The following is a 16,746-nucleotide window of genomic DNA, read 5'->3' as shown; positions in this document are numbered from 1 at the left end:
TTTAGTCTTTGAGTCGTTCCACCAGCTCATCATATCTCGGACTCTTCAGGAAGTTGTCGATCGAGATATGCTCCGCATTCGGATTCTTGGCGATGGCCCGCTCCGTGAGTGTCTTCTGGGTGATGACAATATCCGCGTCATCCGGTATTTCACTTACAGCCGAGTTCACAACGGTAATGTTGACACCCGCTTGCTGCAGTTTCTTTCTAAGCACCGAGGCGCCCATTGCGCTGGAGCCCATGCCGGCGTCACAAGCAAACACGATTTTGTTCACATTGTCTTTATCCAGATTGGCAACAGCCGCAGATGCAGGAGCAACCTGGTCGTTCATGCCGCCGGTCTTCATTTCCTTCATCTTCGCGGAGGCTTCTTCAAGATTCGGCTCTTCTTCTGTCTTCTTACCCGTTTTGAGCAGCAATGCCGCTACCGCAAAGGATACAATAGCTGCGGCAAGAACACCGGCCAGCACCGGAAGCAGTCCGCCCTTAGGCGCCATAGCGATGAAAGCAAAGATACTGCCCGGCGACGCGGGCCCCACCAATCCGGCTCCAAAGATCTGGAAGGTGAAGGTTCCGGCAACGCCGCCCGCAATCGCGGCCAGGATCAGAACCGGCTTCATCAGAATGTATGGGAAGTAAATCTCATGAATACCGCCCAGGAAGTGGATCACTACCGCGCCGGGTGCGGAGGATTTGGCAGAGCCGCGTCCGAAGATCCAATAGGCAAGCAGAATGCCGAGACCAGGACCCGGATTCGATTCCAGCATATACAGAACAGATTGACCAATACGTGCTGATTCCTCTGTTGCGATTGGACTGAAAATCCCGTGGTTGATTGCATTGTTAAGGAACAGCACCTTCGCCGGCTCAATGATAATGTTAACGAGCGGCAGCAGGTTGGCATTGACCAGTACATCCACGCCTGCCGAGAGCGCTCTGGTAATTCCCTGTACCAGCGGCCCGATTCCGGTGTAAGCCACCAGGGTCAGCGCGCCCCCGATAATACCGAGCGAGAAGTTGTTGACCAGCATTTCGAAGCCGGATTTGATTTTGCCGTCAATCAGCTTGTCGAATTGCTTCAATACCCAAGCTGCAATCGGACCAACAATCATGGCGCCGAGGAACATCGGAATATCCGCCCCGACAATGACGCCGATTGTTGCCACAGCACCGATGACCGCACCGCGCTTGCCGTGAACCATCTGTCCGCCCGTATAACCGATTAAGAGCGGGAGCAGGTACGTGATCATCGGGCCGACCAATTCCCCGAGTTTCTCGTTAGGGAACCAGCCGGTCGGGATGAACAGAGCCGTAATCAGACCCCAAGCGATGAACGCGCCGATATTCGGCATCACCATGCCGCTAAGGAGACGGCCGAGCTGTTGAACCCTTACCCGGATACCTTTGGAAGCGTTTGTATTTGTCTCATTGGACATCGTATTGACCTCCTAGTCATATTTGAACAATAAATCTGAATATTGTGTTGTCGCCTTGCTCTGACATCTATATGTTAAGTCAGCCCGGCAAAAGGCTCAACGAAAGGAAAAGCGGGTTTCGTCAAGAATATTGTTGACAACTTTTAAAAGGATCATGTCGTTTTTTTGAAAATACATGATGGCTCGCGTTTTCATTCGAAGATTCGCATGACCGCACCACCCTGTAAATTCCAATTTTATGAGTGATATTACCCTGCCAATGGGCGAATTTCACGGAGCTCGTACACCTATCTTCCTAAGTTCAACGAACCGATAGCTGTCCTCTTGCGCTTTAGCCTTGTGCAAAAAAATAAGAAGAGGGACCGAACCTTTTTCTGCCATAGAGACAATATAGGGTGTAAGCTGCTTACCCAGGAGGGCCCTCTGAATGCAAAGTGAATACATGTACCAGCTACTTACACAAATGAAAGATGGGCATCAACAGGCGTTCCATGCGATGTATGATGCTACCTACCAGGATGTCTACCGGACCGTTTCCTTTCTGGTGGATCACCCGCAGGATCGGGAAGATGTCATGAATGAGATCTATATGCAAATGTGGACCTCGCTTGCAAACTACGATACGAACCGGCCATTCCACTTCTGGCTGCACGGCTTGGTGATCCGACAAGTGCAGAGATTTCGGGTTAAGAGCTGGCGGAGATTCCGAATTTTTGAACGTATCCGCGCCTTCTCGCGGGAAGAGTCCCACTGGGATCAGCCCGCCGTGTTCATGGATGAGACGAACCAGATGATATCGAAGGCAATCCAGCAGCTGACGGACAAACAGCGTACGGTGATTATCCTCCGTTTTTTTCACGACTATGCTCTTGAAGAAATCGCGACATTGCTCGAAATCCCCCTGGGAACAGTCAAATCCAGATATCATGCAGGCCTTACGGCCCTGCGAAAGAACTTACGGAATCTCCCCCCGGAAAGGATGGAAAAAATCAATGCCTATTGAACACAAAATCCGTGAACATCTGCACAAAAAGGCAGAGGCTATGGCGTGTCCCCCGGACATTTCCAAACGAATAGAACAATCCTATTCACAATACTTCCAACCCAAAAGGAGCAAAAAAACGATGAAAAAAAGATTCATTAGCGGAATTGTTGCCACGGCGATTCTGATTCCAACTGCGGCATTTGCGGCTCCTCCCCTAATCGAGATCCTTACCAGAACATCCATGACTACCGAACAGATCAAGTCGGATGAGGTTGGCAATGCAGCGCTTGAGAAGCTGTATAGCGCATTTCCCGAAACCAAATCGTTCGAGATGGTCAATGCAAGCACCGTTCAAGACGTTCAAACCAGCATCATGCTGCGGGAAAAGGGAGGGACGGGCAAAACGATTACCCTTCATATGAACAGTGTGTCGGGTACGATTGAACACGTGATTCAAGAGAACTGGGAGCCCAAGGAGAAGCCGCTCATGGCTCTGACCGATCAGGAAATCAAGGCAAAGGTAGATGATCTCATCAATAGAATGTATGGCCCCATCGAAGATTACGAGTTTGCTATGGAGCCAATGGACAACCCGGATCAAAAAACGTGGATGCTGAATTACAGCAAAAAGGGAGCCAGTGAGCCGTTCTATCAGATATTTGTGCATGGCAATACCATCAGTGCTTCTCGGATCGAAGGTGAGGCTACGCCTTCCAATGCTGAAGTAGAAGGTTTCTTCACCACGAACGGTAAGCCGGATTATTTTGCCGATGCCTTCTTGAATGATGCAAAGCTGTTTGCCCTATTAGGAATGAGCGCAACGGAATTGAAAGAAGAATTGGCCAAAGGGAACTCCGTTGTGGAGGTTGCTGCCTCTAAAAACGTCTCAAAACAACAGGTGATCGATGTCATCGCCCAAACACAGGTTGATACACAAATTCAAGGAGAGCATCATGGCGATGCTCCAACAGGCAAAACTTCAAATGAACAAATGCTAAAAGCTGTCGAACCGAAAGTATTGCATGTGATTGAGCACAAAAATGAAGCACCGTCGAAGAAATAACGAATCAATCGTTTGAGATAATCCATGTACTAGGCAAGCCGGACCAGATTGGAAAACTAGTAAAAAAGAAACGCCCGAGACTCTCTTTGGCGTTTCTTTTTCCTCTGTGCATTCCCTATGTTTCCTATACAAAATGGGATAATACCAACACAGCCGGCGAGTTCCAATAGATGGTCACTTCGTTGGTAGAGTAACTCTCCATCACATCGGCAAAAGAAGCTGCCGGCGCCTTGCCTGCCAAGTGCTTAAGCGCGTAATCATCCTGAAGCCCCTTATTCGGACCGCCTGAGACGAGACCGGGAACGGGCGCCTTAACGCCGTCTCCTTCGGAAGGGCGATGATGCGGATACAGGATCGGCTTCGCCCCGTACCCGGTGACGTAACTCATCCCCATCACGTTAGCTCCGAACAAATAGTGTACATGCTCATGCACATGGGACTCATAGTCTTCGGTGCCGGACAATCTGCCCGCTATCAGCAGGAGCATCGCGTGATTTAATACCAGCATGTTGCTGCCCCAGATGTATTGATCCGGATGAAGTGAAATACCATACCCGTCCCGTTCACTGACCGCGGCAAGCTCGTCCGCACGTTGAATTAAACCCCGCATCAAAACTTCCGCCAATTCCGGGTCTTCTTCCCGCTCCGACATCAGATAGGCAAAGGTTCCATAGCCACCCATGTCGGCCCAGCCCAGTTCATATTTACCGAAGGCATTCTGCTTGGCTAACGCTTGGAAAGCCTCATGGTAACGCCCTTCACCCGTGGTGCGATACAGCTCGGCCGCCGCCCAGTATCGTTCATCGGCATCCTGACCGTCACCGTATTCACCCGTAGCAATATCCGCCGGGTTGCGGAAGCCCGGCATATCCGGATGTTCCGCCAGCCATGCCCAAGCGCGTTCTGCCGCCTTCAGGCAGCTGGCAGCGAAGGGCTCGTCGTAAGGGGCGTAGATCCGCGCCGACATTGCCATAATGGCAGCATAACAACCGGTTGCTGTCGCCGATATCGGCGACAGGTACAGTGCGGCCGTATCGGCCTCCGGCATGACGTCTCCTCCCGGGAACTGCAAAGTCGTGAGCTTGTGGAACAGCCCTCCCGACTCCTCATCCTGCATGCGCTGCATCCACTCCAGCTCATACCGGCATTCATGGAGCACATCCGGCATGGAGCCGTCACTTTCCGGCAATGGCAGCGGCTGTGCAAATGCCTCCGGGTACAGCTCGAAGGCCAGCAGCAGATCGGCTACCGCCTTGGCGCCCGGAACGACATACTTGCCATAGTCCCCGGCGTCATGCCACCCTCCCCAGGCATCCACTTGCCTGGATTCCTCTCCATGAACGATGGCAGGCGTGAGATGACACGCTTCATGCTTCCATGGTCCAGCGTGCAACTCGTCCAAGGCCATCCCGCACCGGAAGTAATAAAACGCTTTCAATAATGCGCGGTGTGCATCCTCATAGACTGACTCCGCAATGACAAAAGGAGCCGAGGTCTGCCCATCCTCCGTTTCGATCCGGTAGGTGCCTGGAGCTTCATACCCCGTGAAATCTCCCCGGCTTACCGTCTGCCCACTGGCAGCATCCACGATGGCAGGCGATGTGCTCCCATGCCAAACCGTCTCGCCGTTCTGATCATCTACAAGATGAAAACGACCTCCCTGACCAGGGATAACCGCAATCTTGGTGTCCTGGCTCCGGTAGCCCAGCTGGTTAACGGCAATGCCGATCGGTTGTTCATGCTTCATCTTCATGCTCCCATACTCATCCTCTCTGAATGGTCCATTCAAAATTCTATGCTGTTACACTTCGATACACATCATCAGGTTCCCTTTCGCTATCCATAATCCTTGAAAATAAATGGCTTCACTCTTCCCCATTGCCGTAAATTCAGCTAAAAAACAGGCTCCTCCCGCAAAATGAGGAAGAGCCTGCCTGTCTGTTTTTTATCTGAATTGTGCAAATATGATTACCGCTCATCTTCGGACTGAAGGATATAACCCTTTCCACGGATGCTCTCAATCGCCAGAATATTCCGCGTCTTCTTGCGCACCCGATAGATCAGCGCGTTCAGCTCCTCCGAGCTCACGTCGGGCACTTCGTCCGTGCTGCAGCTTCGCTCGGGCCACACGTAGGTCTTCAGCTGCTCCTTGGACACAAACTGGCCTTGATGATGAATAAGCAGCTCCATGCACTTGTACTCTTTTTCCGAAAAAGCGTACACATCTTCGCCGTATACCATCTCCTGCTTAAAAGGGTTCAGCTGAAATCCGCCGGACGTCTCAATAGCGGCCAGATGTTTGATCAGCGGCGTGATGTCCATCGTCTCATCCATGCTCAGAATCGAGAAGGACAGCACGATAAGATCGCCCGCCAGCACAATGATATCCCCATGCTGAAGGGGAACTTCCTCTTGAGGAGCCAGCCGCTCCTTATTGACATAGGTTCCATGCTTGCTGTCCAGATCCTTAATGCTGAAATGCCCGCTTCTATACAGCAGCGCCGCATGCCGCCGGGACACAAAAATATTATCAAACGCAATATCCGGATGAAAGTGCTGCCCCTTGCGGCCAAGCACCATCATCGGTTTGGTTAACGGTATTACGTCTCCACGCTCGTAGGGATTCCCCCGCTCCACCATCAAAAAGGAGGATTTGTCCATCATGCTCCCTCCTGTTTCCTTAAATTACCTATCGTATTTATCAGTTCGCTATTATGCAATTGTCATGCTCCAGCCATTGAGTATGCGCCCAAAATCACTAAGATTTAAATAAGAGAAAGAAATAGAGAACTTAGAGAGAGAAGTTAATCAAATCTACTATACTGCTTATTGTAAACGATTTTGGGGGATTGGATCATGCGAACACTAAAAAGATGGAAGAATATCATACTGTTTTTTGTCGTTCTGTTTGTATTTCTATTTGTTAATAATACATCGCTATTCACCGAAGACCGTCATGGAGAGCCGCTGCTGCTGGCCCATCGCGGGCTCGGTCAGACCTTCCCGATGGAGGGCATTGAGGCTGACACTTGCACCGCTTCCCGCATCTATGTGCCGGAGCATGCCTATCTGGAAAATACCCTTCCGTCCATGGAAGCTGCGTTTGAGGCCGGTGCCGATATCGTGGAGCTGGATGTCAAGCCGACCAAGGACGGTCAGATCGCTGTGTTCCATGACTGGACTCTGGATTGCCGCACCAATGTGGAGGGCTCGGTCAAGGATTATACCATGGACCAGCTGAAAAAAATAGACATCGGGTATGGCTACACGGCTGATCAAGGGGCCACCTATCCGTTCCGCGGCAAGGGCGTGGGCCTGATTCCATCATTAGAGGAAGTGTTAACGGAATTCCCGGACGGGGAATTTCTTATCCATATCAAAAGCACAGACCCAGAGGAAGGGAAGCTGCTTGCGGACTATCTGGCCGGGCTGCCGCTGAAGCGTCTTAGCCAGCTGACCGTTTACGGGGACGATCAACCGATTCGTACGTTAAAATCGCAGCTGCCTTCTCTGCGCGTCATGTCGATGGATACACTCAAGAGCTGTCTTGTATCCTACGCCGGAGCCGGCTGGAGCGGTTACATTCCCTCGGTCTGCCGCAACACCCAGCTGCACATCCCGGAGAAGTATGCCCGCTATTTATGGGGCTGGCCCGATAAATTCCTGAACCGGATGGACAGCATCAATACGCGCGTCATCCTGGTTGCCGGAGACGGGGGCTGGTCGGAGGGCTTTGACTCCGAGCTGGATCTGCAGCGGCTGCCAGACGATTACAGCGGCGGAATTTGGACGAATCGGGTGGATGTCATCGCCCCGAAACTGATCATTCAGAAGCCTGAATAGAGGAGTGCAGCATCTGCACATCCTTTTTTTCTATCAGAGTCCCCGCTCTTTCGTCCATAAGGAACGGCTGATTTGCCGCTTTCATGCCCCCACAACGCTGTGGGGCTTTTTTTTGTTTTCACAAGGGAACAGGGCAAAGTTTTTAGGGTGTTTTTACCGATGACTATTAGTAGGGTCTTTTACTCTAATCTCATATGACATTCATTGAAATATATAGGAGTTGATATTTTGGCCAGGGAAACAGAAAAAAAAGGTATGGTCTGGTTTAAGAATGCTCGCTCGAATCAGAGCCAACCCGAGAAGAACAACACCGAATACCAGGAGATCGCCGCAGCGGCAGAAGAGGAAACGGCTTATTCCGTAGAGGCTGAGATGCCTGCTGCAGAGAGCAATAAACATCTGTTCTCCAAGGATAATCAGGACAAAATCGGCCTTGACGTCATTGTGTCCATCGAGAACATGCTGAAGGAACGCCAATTGCTGTCTTATAAGAATAAAGGCTTGGAGGACCAGCTCTTAACCGCAAACGAAACGATTAACCGGTATAAGCACGAGCAGATCAAGAGAGATCAGCTCGTTCAGGAGAAGAACAAAGAGATCCGCGAGCTCGAGAATGTGCTGACCAACAAACAGATGAGTTACGACCAGCTGCTTGAGGACTACAAGGAATATCAGCTGACATCGAACCTGGCGTACGAGAAGCTCTCCAACCAGCTCGAAACGGAGACCGCCAAATATAACAAGCTCTATGAAGAGGCTAACCATTCACAATATCAAAGCATGCTCAAGATCAGCTCGCTTGAAGAGAAGGTCCGCGAGCTGGAGATCGCAAACGAGAAATATGCGGAGCAATACCAGAATATTCTGGATGATAAAGCCAGACTGATGCAGACCATCAATGATTTTACCGAGAAAATGTCCTTCTCCTTCTCACCGAAGACATCGGCTTCCAGCACATCATCTGAATAAAGACAGCCCGTAATCTAACATCTAGAGAAAGGGGGGCCATCATGTCAGACTCCTATGGAAAAGTCATTGAACTGCTGGCTATCGAGAGGGATTCCGAAGTCTTCGGTCTACGAATCAAGCTGTCCTTCACTGAATCGGCAGAACTAATATGGATCACTGATACCGATACCATCGAGAATATAGCAGCCGTGTCGGAATTCAACGGGATTCACAAATACCGATTATCCTTGCAAACCGTATGGGATGTAAATCAACAGCAATACATGGGTTTAATTACGCGTACATATCGTGATCATAGTGATCGGTTTCAATTCGCGTGCTCGGTTTCTTTCAGAAACGAATTAGAGTCGATTAAGAATGCAAGGCGTTTGGATGACTTACATACTTTGCCCTTCCTGTCTGCGTATCGATCTGAACCTGATGAACCCATAGCAGTACCGACCGAGGAGGGTACAGACGCCCGACGTTTCGGAAGGAAAAGGCATCGGCTTCCGCTTAAGCTGGTAAGCGCAACCATGATGAGTTTGATCTTTGTGTTGTTATTAAGTTCATTTAATTACTCAGATCCAAGTGGCATTCCGCCCCGCCAAGCAACAACGGCCACGGTGGAGGTAGAAACGGTCATCCAGCTGCTGGCCGAGAACCGACATGCGATAATGGCTAAACCCGTAACTTCGCTGGAGGAGGAAACTGAGAAACAGCCGGAGGATCATGATCTTCCTTCTGACACCGTTCCATATCTGGAGCTTGATGAGTTTATCAGCTTCAGCATTCCCAAAGGCTATGTAGCTCTAACATTCGATGATGGACCCTCCAAGCACTCCGTGGATATCATGAACATCTTGCAAAAATATGGAGTGGGCGGCACGTTCTTCTTTGTGGGCACCAATGTGAAAAAACATCCCGATTATGTCCAGGCTATCCATGCCAATGGATTTTCGATCGGCAGCCACTCCATGACCCATAGCCAAATGTCGAGCCTATCCTATAAACAGCAGGAAATGGAACTGACCCGCGTGGCTGAACTCATTGAGAATATTACGCACGAGAAATTGGTACTCTTCCGCCCGCCTTACGGGGCGTTTGATGGCCAGACCGAAGCATTAAGCCGTCACCAAGGCAACAAAATGGTGCTCTGGAATCGGGACCCTGAGGATTGGCTGACTCGCGACGAGGATAAAATCCTGGATTATGTCCAGCACATCGAGGCTTCCGGCTCCATTATTCTTCTGCACGAATCGCAGGCGGTTGTGGATGCCTTGCCGCGAATCATTCAGCATCTGCAGGATCAGAGTTTGAAGATTGTCCGTTTGCAATAGCCGATCCTATGCTTATACATAAGGGCTGTACCCTGGATGTTTTGTACTTCAAACATCGGGTACAGCCCTTTTTGGGGTATAACAAAGCTTATGATCAACAAAGGCTATAATCAAAAAAAGGCTGTATGCAGCCATCCCCAGCTCTTCTTAAAGGCATTGGCACGCAAGTGTAGAATAGTATGTTCGAGGTGAACCTATGACAAAGCGATTTTCGACCCGCAAGAAAACCATTCTTGCAATCACCGCCACCCTTGCTTTTACCGGCATCTTTTTTATAACTTATTCCATCCTTCAGAACAGGGAGAACCCCGACATGACCGCTGCGTTTATCGAAGAACATATGCGGAACGATAACGGTACGCTGGCTACCTATCTCAAGCCGGCTCCTTCAGAGCGCCCGGATATCGTTGCAGGCAGAGAAGCGTTATCCGAGTCACTCGGGCTCTGGATGCAGTACGCCATCCTATCTGGTGATCAGGCAAGGTTCGATGAGAGCGTTCAGCTGCTTACAACTTATTTCCTTCACCAGAACAAGGAGACCTATATCTGGTGGAAGCTTAGACCGGACGGACGATCCGACGTAACCACGAATGCGCTGGGCGATGATCTGCGAATCCTGGACGCCTTGCTGAAGGCATCCAGACTGTGGGACAACAACGAGTCCTATCTTCCATTGGCAAAAAGGATCGGGTCGACATTGCAGGCCTCCTCTCAAACCAAAGGATATTTGGTGGATTATCATGATTTTGAGCGGAATGAATCGCCCGCCGTGTTAAGCCTGGTTTATGCAGATATATCCGCACTGCGGGAGATGAAGCAGATCGGAATTCTGTCCAGCCAGGATTATGCACGATATCAAGACCTGCTGTTCCATATGCCGAACGACGACGTCTTCTACCCCAAGACCTTTCAGATTGGATCGGGTCAATATGAATACGACACCTCGGTCAATCTGATTGACCAGCTGATCGTTGGCATTCACCTGGCGGAGATGAACCATCCGCCGAGGGAGCTTATATCGTTCCTCAAGGAAGAGTTCCAGCAGAACGGACAGCTGGTTGGCCGCTACCACCGGGAGACCCGCAAGCCGGACGCGGCTTATGAGTCCCCTGCTGTATACGCTCTGGCCATAATTCTCGCGCTGAAAACGGATGACCTCCCTTGGGCACAGCAATTATACGATCGTATGACCCAATTCCGGGGCCAAGATCCCGCTTATCCGGGAGGTTATGTATTTGACGGCAATACGCATGCTTTTGATAACCTGTTTCCCCTGCTCGCAGAGGCGATGCTGAAGAACACGGCACGATAACTCTTCATTACAGGCTCTCGATCAGCATGTACACACCCGTAAAGATTAAGATGATGTAGGTGAAGATTTGAAACACCCGCTGGTTAATGACGTTGAATAAACGTTGTCCGATGAACAGCCCGGCGAAGACCAAGGGAAGCGCGATTCCGCTGGACATCCAGACCGTCTTGCTCGTTCCCGCCACCGTCACCTGAATGATCAGGCTGAGCGAATATATGAACAAATAGAAGGCCAGGGTTGTCCCTCGAAGCTTGGCCTTCTGCGTATCCGTGCCGGAGAAATATAACAGTAACGGCGGGCCTGGCATACCAATACTGGTTGTCAGAGAGCCCGATAGTCCTCCCACTGCCAAATCTCTGCCCCGGTTCTGGCGGATTCTAAACTTCAGCATCAGCAGCGCGGTTAGGGCCAGAATGATGAGGCTCACGCCTAATTTCAAAGCATCGATATCGATGAGTGAGAACACGATGATCCCTGCAGGCAGACCGGCTGCGCTTCCGATGACCAATCTTTTTAAGATGCCATAGTCGATATCCTTGCGAATCTTGGCGATCAGCGCAGCTGAAATCACAAGGGATAGAACCAGGTTGATCTGAATCGCTTCAGCCGGCTGGAATAACAGCAGCAGAAACGGAGTAGCCAGGATGGAGAAACCAAATCCGGTGCTGGTCTGGAGTATGGATGCCACAAGTATAATGAACACGAACAGAACAATATCCACGTTACACCTGCTTTCTTCACGACTGCGGGCACGATTTAAATCTTTTTCACAAATTCCGATTTCAATTTCATCGCGCCAAATCCGTCGATTTTGCAATCGATATCGTGATCGCCGTCAACCAGACGGATATTTTTCACCTTGGTGCCTATTTTCAGTACGGAGGAGCTGCCCTTTACTTTCAGATCTTTGATCACCGTTACGGAGTCACCGTCGACCAGGACATTTCCGTTCGCGTCTTTCACGATCCTGGCCTCTTGGTCATGCTCCGCTTCAGACTCCAGGGTCCATTCATGGGCACATTCAGGGCAAACCAGAAGATTCCCGTCTTCATACGTATATTCTGAGTTACATTTCGGACAATTCGGCAAATTCGACATGATTTCATATTCTCCCGTTCTTGTTTATGTTTCAACATATCGTACCATTCTAACATATTCCTTCTTTTATAAAAGACTTAACGGAAATCCGCAAAAAAAAGGACACCCCTCGGTCGGGGTGCCCTTGATAACACTATTCGTTGACAAGAGACTTCGCTTTCTCCAATGCGGAGATCACCTTGTCACACCATTCATCAAACTCCGCGTCCTCCCGCTGCAGCTCCGGATGGGACAGAATATGGCGCACCGTCTGCTTGATGCCCTGATCCACGCGAATGGCTGCCACGAAGTCAGGAACCAGCCGTTTCAGCTTGCTGTTATCAAACACAACGCTGTTGGCTTTATCACCCCATAACGAGCCGCGGAAATCCTGCGTGCTGGTGGCATCCAGGAACTCGGAAGACACATGGACCGCATTCAGCTGTACGCCAAGCGCACCCGCAATGATTCCGTAAATCTGATTCCAGGTGAGCGACTCATCCGACGTGATGTGCACCGACTCCCCAATGGCATGTATGTTGCCCATCAGGCCGATGAAGCCTTTGGCAAAATCGCTGTTGTGCGTCAACGTCCACAGGGATGTTCCATCTCCATGAATGATAACGGGTTTATTCTCCAGCATCCGCTTCACGACCTGCCAGCTCCCCTTGCTGCCATGAACACCAAGCGGTATCGAGCGTTCATCATACGTATGGCTCGGTCTAACGATCGTAACCGGAAAGCCTGTCTCGCGGTACTGCTTCATCAGATAGTCTTCACATGCTATTTTATTACGGGAATATTCCCAATACGGATTCGATAATGGCGTGCCCTCGGTAATGCGATAATCGGACAAAGGCGTTTGATAGGCTGAAGCCGAGCTGATAAAAATGAACTGCTTGGTTCGCCCTTCAAACAGGCGGTAATCCCTCTCCAGATGGGCTGGTTCAAAGGCGATGAAATCAGCCACCACGTCAAAATGCAGGTCCGAAACGAGCTGTGCCACATGATCCTCATCATGAATATCAGCTTGCAGCACATGCGCTCCCTCCGGCAGCGCGTCATTTCGATTCCCCCGGTTCAACAGATAGAGCTCACACCCCTGTTCCAGCAGCTGCTTCGTGATTGCCGAGCTGATCGTTCCGGTCCCTCCAATAAAAAGCGCTTTCATATACCGCACCTCCACTAGCAGAATTGAAAACCATGTACCCAAACCTTCCATTATTTAAGATAGCATGGGCCAAGTTCCATTACAATTTCCTGTATATAAAAAAAGAGGCCGCACCTGCCCTGCGCAGCATGCGCAGTCTTAGTGCCGGCCTCCCGATCTCTTTACTTCCCATACGGCGGTTATCGATCTTATCATTTCACCCATTTATGCAGCAGCGGTCCTTCCTTGCCAAATACCGGGTCGGTATCCGGGACGGGGACACTTCTGATTTCGTGGATGGCCTGCGCGCGATCCGTCGGGTTCCGCTCCCTCAGATTCGGCGTGTTCCCTTCGGGATAAGCACCAATCACTTCAAAATCAGGGCTGCTGCTCAGCTTCATATGTGCAGTACCTGCTGGCAGCACAATCACATCGCCTGAAGAAATCTCCAGCCTCTCCCCTGCGTCACCGCCCACGAGGACGGTCGCGCTTCCGGACCTCACGCCCAGAACTTCATGCGTGTTGCTGTGATAATGATGATAATCATATACGCCGCCTGCCCAACTCCCGCTCCATTGATGCCGGTTAAAGGCTGCCTCCAGCCCGCTCGGGTCATCCGCGAACACGCCATTGTATACAATGACGGGCAGCTCAGGATTGTTAGGGACCTCTCCATCATCGTTCACGAAAAAAGATCTGACATGGACTTCCATGATCATCCGCTCCTTTTTAGTTCATCGGTGCACTCGTAGTACCAGTACCCCGGGCGAGCGGCGCTCAAACAATAAACTCTGTTAAACCTCTCCCCAATACACCCTCGTCTCATAATCAAAAAACACGTGGCCCTCCTGCTCATTTCGATCAAATATACTACTGCGCAGTTCCTTCATCATCGGTTCGTAATTCGGATGCCCGGGCAGGGGAGCGTAGGAGGAGGATTGCAAGCGGCCGCGCACTTGCCGCCAAGTTCAAGCCTCGTACTCGCTTAGCTTTCCTTCATATATCAAGTTCAGGCGCTCGCTTTGGCGAAAATCGTCCGGCGTTACCAGGGCAGGCAGCTTATCCCACAGCCTGACGCCGGATCGGTGCAGAATCTCTGCCACAAATTGCGAGCAGAAGTAGGAATTGCTGAACTCAATCGGTTCCTTGAGCGCGATGCCCAGCACACCCAATATATTATAAAAGTATTTTTTGTCCTTTCGGATGAAGGCCTGCAAGACCCGCTTCATTTTCTCGATGTCGCGTTCAGACACCCGAAGCTCATAGATGACACATGTCGTATTGGGGTACTTGCTGAACGTTCCCGTCCTCAGATCCTCCTTCACAAACCCGCCGTTCAGCGGGTTGTTCGGATTCTTTCTTCCGAAGCTATATAACTCCGACAGCTCCCGGTTAAAGGAGATCGAAGCATGATTGTAAGGTGCTCTCGTATAGCCCTGAATGACTTTTGTAAAGAGCGTTCCGGTATTGGTAAGCAGTATAAAGACCGAGCGATCGTCTACCATTTACGAAATTTCCCCTTATCAATTTGGAGTTATTCCTTCATAATAACATATGATTCCTGCAGCAGAACGAAAAATCCTACCCGTGACAAGTTGGTGATGATAGGCATATGGAAAGCTCGATACTAACCTTAATCCTGATATTCTCCGTCCTGTCGGTCATTCAGCTCCTCTATTATGTGATGAGCAAGACGCAGCCGAATATCGACTATACCGATGTAGGATTCCGCATCAAAACCTGGTGGGGCATGCTGGTCATCTTCTGCCTGGCGACGTTTCTGAATCCCGTCGTTTCTCTGCTATCCCTGATGGTGCTTACTTTCTTTACGCTCAAAGAGTATTTCTCCATGATCAAAACAAGAAAAGCCGACCGCCGACTGTTCCTGTGGGCGTATTTAACCATACCTGTCCAGTTCTACTGGATCTATATCGAATGGTACGGCATGTTTATTGTATTCATACCGATTTATGTATTCCTGGTGCTGCCGCTCCCGCGATTGATCAACAAAGGCACCGTCGGGTTCATGCGCAGCGTCAGCTCGACCCAGTGGGGTCTGATGCTGATGGTGTTCGGGCTCAGCCACCTGGCCTACTTCCAATTTGCGTCGCCCCAGTATGGAGCAGGACTCGTGCTGTTTCTCGTTGTATTAACACAGCTCAACGATGTGGCGCACACCATCGCTTCCCTCTATTTTGGCAGACGCAGAATCGTGCCAACATCGAACCCCAACCTGACTTGGGAAGGCTTTGCCTGTGCGTTTCTTGCAACAACAGGATGCGCCTACCTCATCTACCCCTATCTGACGCCGCTCAGCCCGACCTTCGCCCTCTTATCCGGCATGCTGATCAGCCTCAGCGGCTTCTTCGGCAGCTTGACGGTATCGGTGCTGAAGCGGGATCTATTAATCGGCGACGATGGACGGTTCGATGCGTTGAAGAAAAGCTACTTAAGCCGGGTGGACAGCCTGACCTACACCTCGCCGATCTTTTTTCATTTCATTCGTTACTTCTACGAATTCATGTAGATTCCCCTACTCTCATAAAAAACAAGTTAATGGGGCACACTCTCGTGGTAATTAATGACAACGCGAGGAGGAAGAGATGATGACAGACGCGCAGTCTGGCCGTACTCATCCGGTTCCGGATTCTGCTCCATCCGATATCACATCGCAAACGGTGAATGCCCTCGAGGATCTGTCCGGCGTGCATCCCGGCTACCGCCGGGCGCATGCCAAGGGATTCTGCTGCCGTGCCAGCTTCCGGTCGAGCGGCCTGGGCGCAGCCTTTACCACGGCCCCTCATATGCAGGAACAGGCGGAGACGCCCGCAATCGTCCGCTTCTCCGGCGTTTCAACCAACCCGGCCATGGCGGACCTGTTATCTCCGGCCAAAGGGATGGCCGTCCAATTCACCCTGCCTGGGGGCGATGTTACTTACTTGGTAGGGGCCACGGTGCCGGTCTTTTTTGCCCGTACACCCGAATCGTTTCTCGACATCATGAAGACCGTTAACGAGACCCGGGAAGGCGAGCGGGGACCGATAGATCTGATTCGAGAGATCATCATCCATTTCTCGGAGAGCAAAGAAAGCCTTCTGGCTGTAAAACTTCTAAAGCCGCCGGCCAGCTATGCTGCCTGTCATTATTATTGCATCCATACCTACTTGTTCCTCGACTCGCAGGGAAATGCCCGGCCCGTGAAATTCGAATGGCTGCCGGAAGGCGGTGTGGAGACGCTGTCTATCAAGGATGCCGCACAGCAGCCAGAGGATTATCTGATGGACGAGCTGCGTCTTCGCCTTGAGACAGCACCAGCTGTATTCCAGCTGGATGCCATTTTCGGGGAAGCCGGCGATCCCACAGATGATCCTACCCGCGCATGGCCGGACGACCGTAAACGAGTCATCCTTGGCCATCTCTACGTCACCGACATCATCGAGGAGCCCGAGGGGCTGCTCATGGACCCCACCGTCATGGCGGAGGGCATGGCGCTGTCCGATGACCCGATTCTGCACTTCCGGCACAGCACGTACACCGACTCGTACAACCGGCGCAGTGCCGGACAGTAATTCAAGCGGTGTTTGGGGTCCGCC

General features: G+C 51.0%; 16 protein-coding genes. 8 read left to right on the top strand and 8 right to left on the bottom strand.

Annotation, left to right across the window (positions count from 1 at the left end; translation table 11 throughout):
• Window position 1: 1 nt before the first annotated feature.
• Window positions 2-1,435 carry a PTS mannitol transporter subunit IICB gene (locus tag WDY75_RS00650; protein WP_036640361.1) on the bottom strand — a complete coding sequence of 478 codons (1,434 nt, stop codon included), beginning with the start codon at window positions 1,433-1,435 and terminating at the stop codon, window positions 2-4.
• Between the two features lie 427 nt (window positions 1,436-1,862).
• On the opposite strand from WDY75_RS00650, the gene WDY75_RS00645 reads away from it, so the two are divergent.
• Window positions 1,863-2,438 (top strand): sigma-70 family RNA polymerase sigma factor, encoded by a 576-nt coding sequence (locus tag WDY75_RS00645; RefSeq protein WP_063478149.1) that lies wholly within the window; start codon window positions 1,863-1,865, stop codon window positions 2,436-2,438.
• A 121-nt stretch (window positions 2,439-2,559) separates the two neighbouring features.
• Window positions 2,560-3,483 carry a hypothetical protein gene (locus WDY75_RS00640; RefSeq protein ID WP_063478150.1) on the top strand — a complete coding sequence of 308 codons (924 nt, stop codon included), beginning with the start codon at window positions 2,560-2,562 and terminating at the stop codon, window positions 3,481-3,483.
• Between the two features lie 124 nt (window positions 3,484-3,607).
• Here WDY75_RS00640 and WDY75_RS00635 read toward each other — a convergent pair whose 3' ends face one another.
• Both WDY75_RS00635 and WDY75_RS00630 read right to left on the bottom strand, forming a co-directional pair.
• The gene (locus WDY75_RS00635; protein ID WP_338841712.1) at window positions 3,608-5,230 is read right to left on the bottom strand and encodes a glycoside hydrolase family 9 protein; all 1,623 of its coding nucleotides are present in this window, start codon (window positions 5,228-5,230) and stop codon (window positions 3,608-3,610) included.
• A 221-nt stretch (window positions 5,231-5,451) separates the two neighbouring features.
• Window positions 5,452-6,147, bottom strand: coding sequence for an FHA domain-containing protein (locus WDY75_RS00630; protein WP_231887958.1), 696 nt, complete (start codon window positions 6,145-6,147; stop codon window positions 5,452-5,454).
• Window positions 6,148-6,339: 192 nt separating this feature from the next.
• Between WDY75_RS00630 and WDY75_RS00625 the strand changes: the two genes are divergently transcribed.
• The 4 genes from WDY75_RS00625 to WDY75_RS00610 all read left to right on the top strand — a co-directional run bounded on the left by WDY75_RS00625 (window position 6,340) and on the right by WDY75_RS00610 (window position 10,926).
• Window positions 6,340-7,326, top strand: coding sequence for a glycerophosphodiester phosphodiesterase family protein (locus WDY75_RS00625; protein WP_063478153.1), 987 nt, complete (start codon window positions 6,340-6,342; stop codon window positions 7,324-7,326).
• Between the two features lie 228 nt (window positions 7,327-7,554).
• Window positions 7,555-8,295: a hypothetical protein gene (locus WDY75_RS00620; RefSeq protein WP_006207205.1), complete on the top strand. Its 741-nt coding sequence runs from the start codon at window positions 7,555-7,557 to the stop codon at window positions 8,293-8,295.
• A gap of 41 nt (window positions 8,296-8,336) precedes the next feature.
• Window positions 8,337-9,614: a polysaccharide deacetylase family protein gene (locus WDY75_RS00615; RefSeq protein WP_063478154.1), complete on the top strand. Its 1,278-nt coding sequence runs from the start codon at window positions 8,337-8,339 to the stop codon at window positions 9,612-9,614.
• A 196-nt stretch (window positions 9,615-9,810) separates the two neighbouring features.
• A complete protein-coding gene (locus WDY75_RS00610) occupies window positions 9,811-10,926 on the top strand; it encodes a glycosyl hydrolase family 8 (protein WP_063478155.1) in 1,116 nt (371 codons plus the stop codon).
• 7 nt (window positions 10,927-10,933) lie between these two features.
• Here WDY75_RS00610 and WDY75_RS00605 read toward each other — a convergent pair whose 3' ends face one another.
• From WDY75_RS00605 to WDY75_RS00585, 5 genes are all read right to left on the bottom strand, one after another.
• The gene (locus tag WDY75_RS00605) at window positions 10,934-11,647 is read right to left on the bottom strand and encodes a sulfite exporter TauE/SafE family protein (RefSeq protein ID WP_006207208.1); all 714 of its coding nucleotides are present in this window, start codon (window positions 11,645-11,647) and stop codon (window positions 10,934-10,936) included.
• A gap of 35 nt (window positions 11,648-11,682) precedes the next feature.
• On the bottom strand, window positions 11,683-12,024 hold the full coding sequence (locus WDY75_RS00600; protein ID WP_006207209.1) for a zinc ribbon domain-containing protein YjdM: 342 nt from the start codon (window positions 12,022-12,024) through the stop codon (window positions 11,683-11,685).
• A 133-nt stretch (window positions 12,025-12,157) separates the two neighbouring features.
• Window positions 12,158-13,174 (bottom strand): SDR family oxidoreductase, encoded by a 1,017-nt coding sequence (locus WDY75_RS00595; protein WP_063478156.1) that lies wholly within the window; start codon window positions 13,172-13,174, stop codon window positions 12,158-12,160.
• Window positions 13,175-13,365: 191 nt separating this feature from the next.
• Window positions 13,366-13,866 carry a cupin domain-containing protein gene (locus WDY75_RS00590; RefSeq protein WP_006207211.1) on the bottom strand — a complete coding sequence of 167 codons (501 nt, stop codon included), beginning with the start codon at window positions 13,864-13,866 and terminating at the stop codon, window positions 13,366-13,368.
• 255 nt (window positions 13,867-14,121) lie between these two features.
• Window positions 14,122-14,658, bottom strand: coding sequence for a hypothetical protein (locus WDY75_RS00585; protein ID WP_006207212.1), 537 nt, complete (start codon window positions 14,656-14,658; stop codon window positions 14,122-14,124).
• A 107-nt stretch (window positions 14,659-14,765) separates the two neighbouring features.
• Here WDY75_RS00585 and WDY75_RS00580 point away from each other — a divergent pair, with 107 nt between their 5' ends.
• Together WDY75_RS00580 and WDY75_RS00575 are read left to right on the top strand one after the other, a co-directional pair.
• A complete protein-coding gene (locus WDY75_RS00580) occupies window positions 14,766-15,680 on the top strand; it encodes a phosphatidate cytidylyltransferase (protein ID WP_036640378.1) in 915 nt (304 codons plus the stop codon).
• Window positions 15,681-15,756: 76 nt separating this feature from the next.
• On the top strand, window positions 15,757-16,722 hold the full coding sequence (locus WDY75_RS00575; RefSeq protein WP_082834273.1) for a catalase family peroxidase: 966 nt from the start codon (window positions 15,757-15,759) through the stop codon (window positions 16,720-16,722).
• Window positions 16,723-16,746: the final 24 nt, after the last annotated feature.

Origin of the sequence: Paenibacillus glucanolyticus, assembly GCF_037333485.1 — a bacterium.
GTDB classification, from domain to species: domain Bacteria; phylum Bacillota; class Bacilli; order Paenibacillales; family Paenibacillaceae; genus Paenibacillus_AQ; species Paenibacillus_AQ glucanolyticus.
The sequence above is the reverse complement of the archived record's forward strand: the minus strand, read 5'-3'. Positions and strand labels throughout refer to the sequence as shown.

Coding starts and splice junctions, on each gene's coding strand:
- WDY75_RS00600 (WP_006207209.1), bottom strand. CDS start 12,024: ATGTCGAATTTGCCGAATTGTCCGAAATGTAACTCAGAATATACGTAT.
- WDY75_RS00590 (WP_006207211.1), bottom strand. CDS start 13,866: ATGGAAGTCCATGTCAGATCTTTTTTCGTGAACGATGATGGAGAGGTC.
- WDY75_RS00580 (WP_036640378.1), top strand. CDS start 14,766: ATGGAAAGCTCGATACTAACCTTAATCCTGATATTCTCCGTCCTGTCG.
- WDY75_RS00610 (WP_063478155.1), top strand. CDS start 9,811: ATGACAAAGCGATTTTCGACCCGCAAGAAAACCATTCTTGCAATCACC.
- WDY75_RS00575 (WP_082834273.1), top strand. CDS start 15,757: ATGATGACAGACGCGCAGTCTGGCCGTACTCATCCGGTTCCGGATTCT.
- WDY75_RS00640 (WP_063478150.1), top strand. CDS start 2,560: ATGAAAAAAAGATTCATTAGCGGAATTGTTGCCACGGCGATTCTGATT.
- WDY75_RS00585 (WP_006207212.1), bottom strand. CDS start 14,658: ATGGTAGACGATCGCTCGGTCTTTATACTGCTTACCAATACCGGAACG.
- WDY75_RS00625 (WP_063478153.1), top strand. CDS start 6,340: ATGCGAACACTAAAAAGATGGAAGAATATCATACTGTTTTTTGTCGTT.
- WDY75_RS00630 (WP_231887958.1), bottom strand. CDS start 6,147: ATGATGGACAAATCCTCCTTTTTGATGGTGGAGCGGGGGAATCCCTAC.
- WDY75_RS00635 (WP_338841712.1), bottom strand. CDS start 5,230: ATGAAGCATGAACAACCGATCGGCATTGCCGTTAACCAGCTGGGCTAC.
- WDY75_RS00615 (WP_063478154.1), top strand. CDS start 8,337: ATGTCAGACTCCTATGGAAAAGTCATTGAACTGCTGGCTATCGAGAGG.
- WDY75_RS00645 (WP_063478149.1), top strand. CDS start 1,863: ATGCAAAGTGAATACATGTACCAGCTACTTACACAAATGAAAGATGGG.
- WDY75_RS00595 (WP_063478156.1), bottom strand. CDS start 13,174: ATGAAAGCGCTTTTTATTGGAGGGACCGGAACGATCAGCTCGGCAATC.
- WDY75_RS00650 (WP_036640361.1), bottom strand. CDS start 1,435: ATGTCCAATGAGACAAATACAAACGCTTCCAAAGGTATCCGGGTAAGG.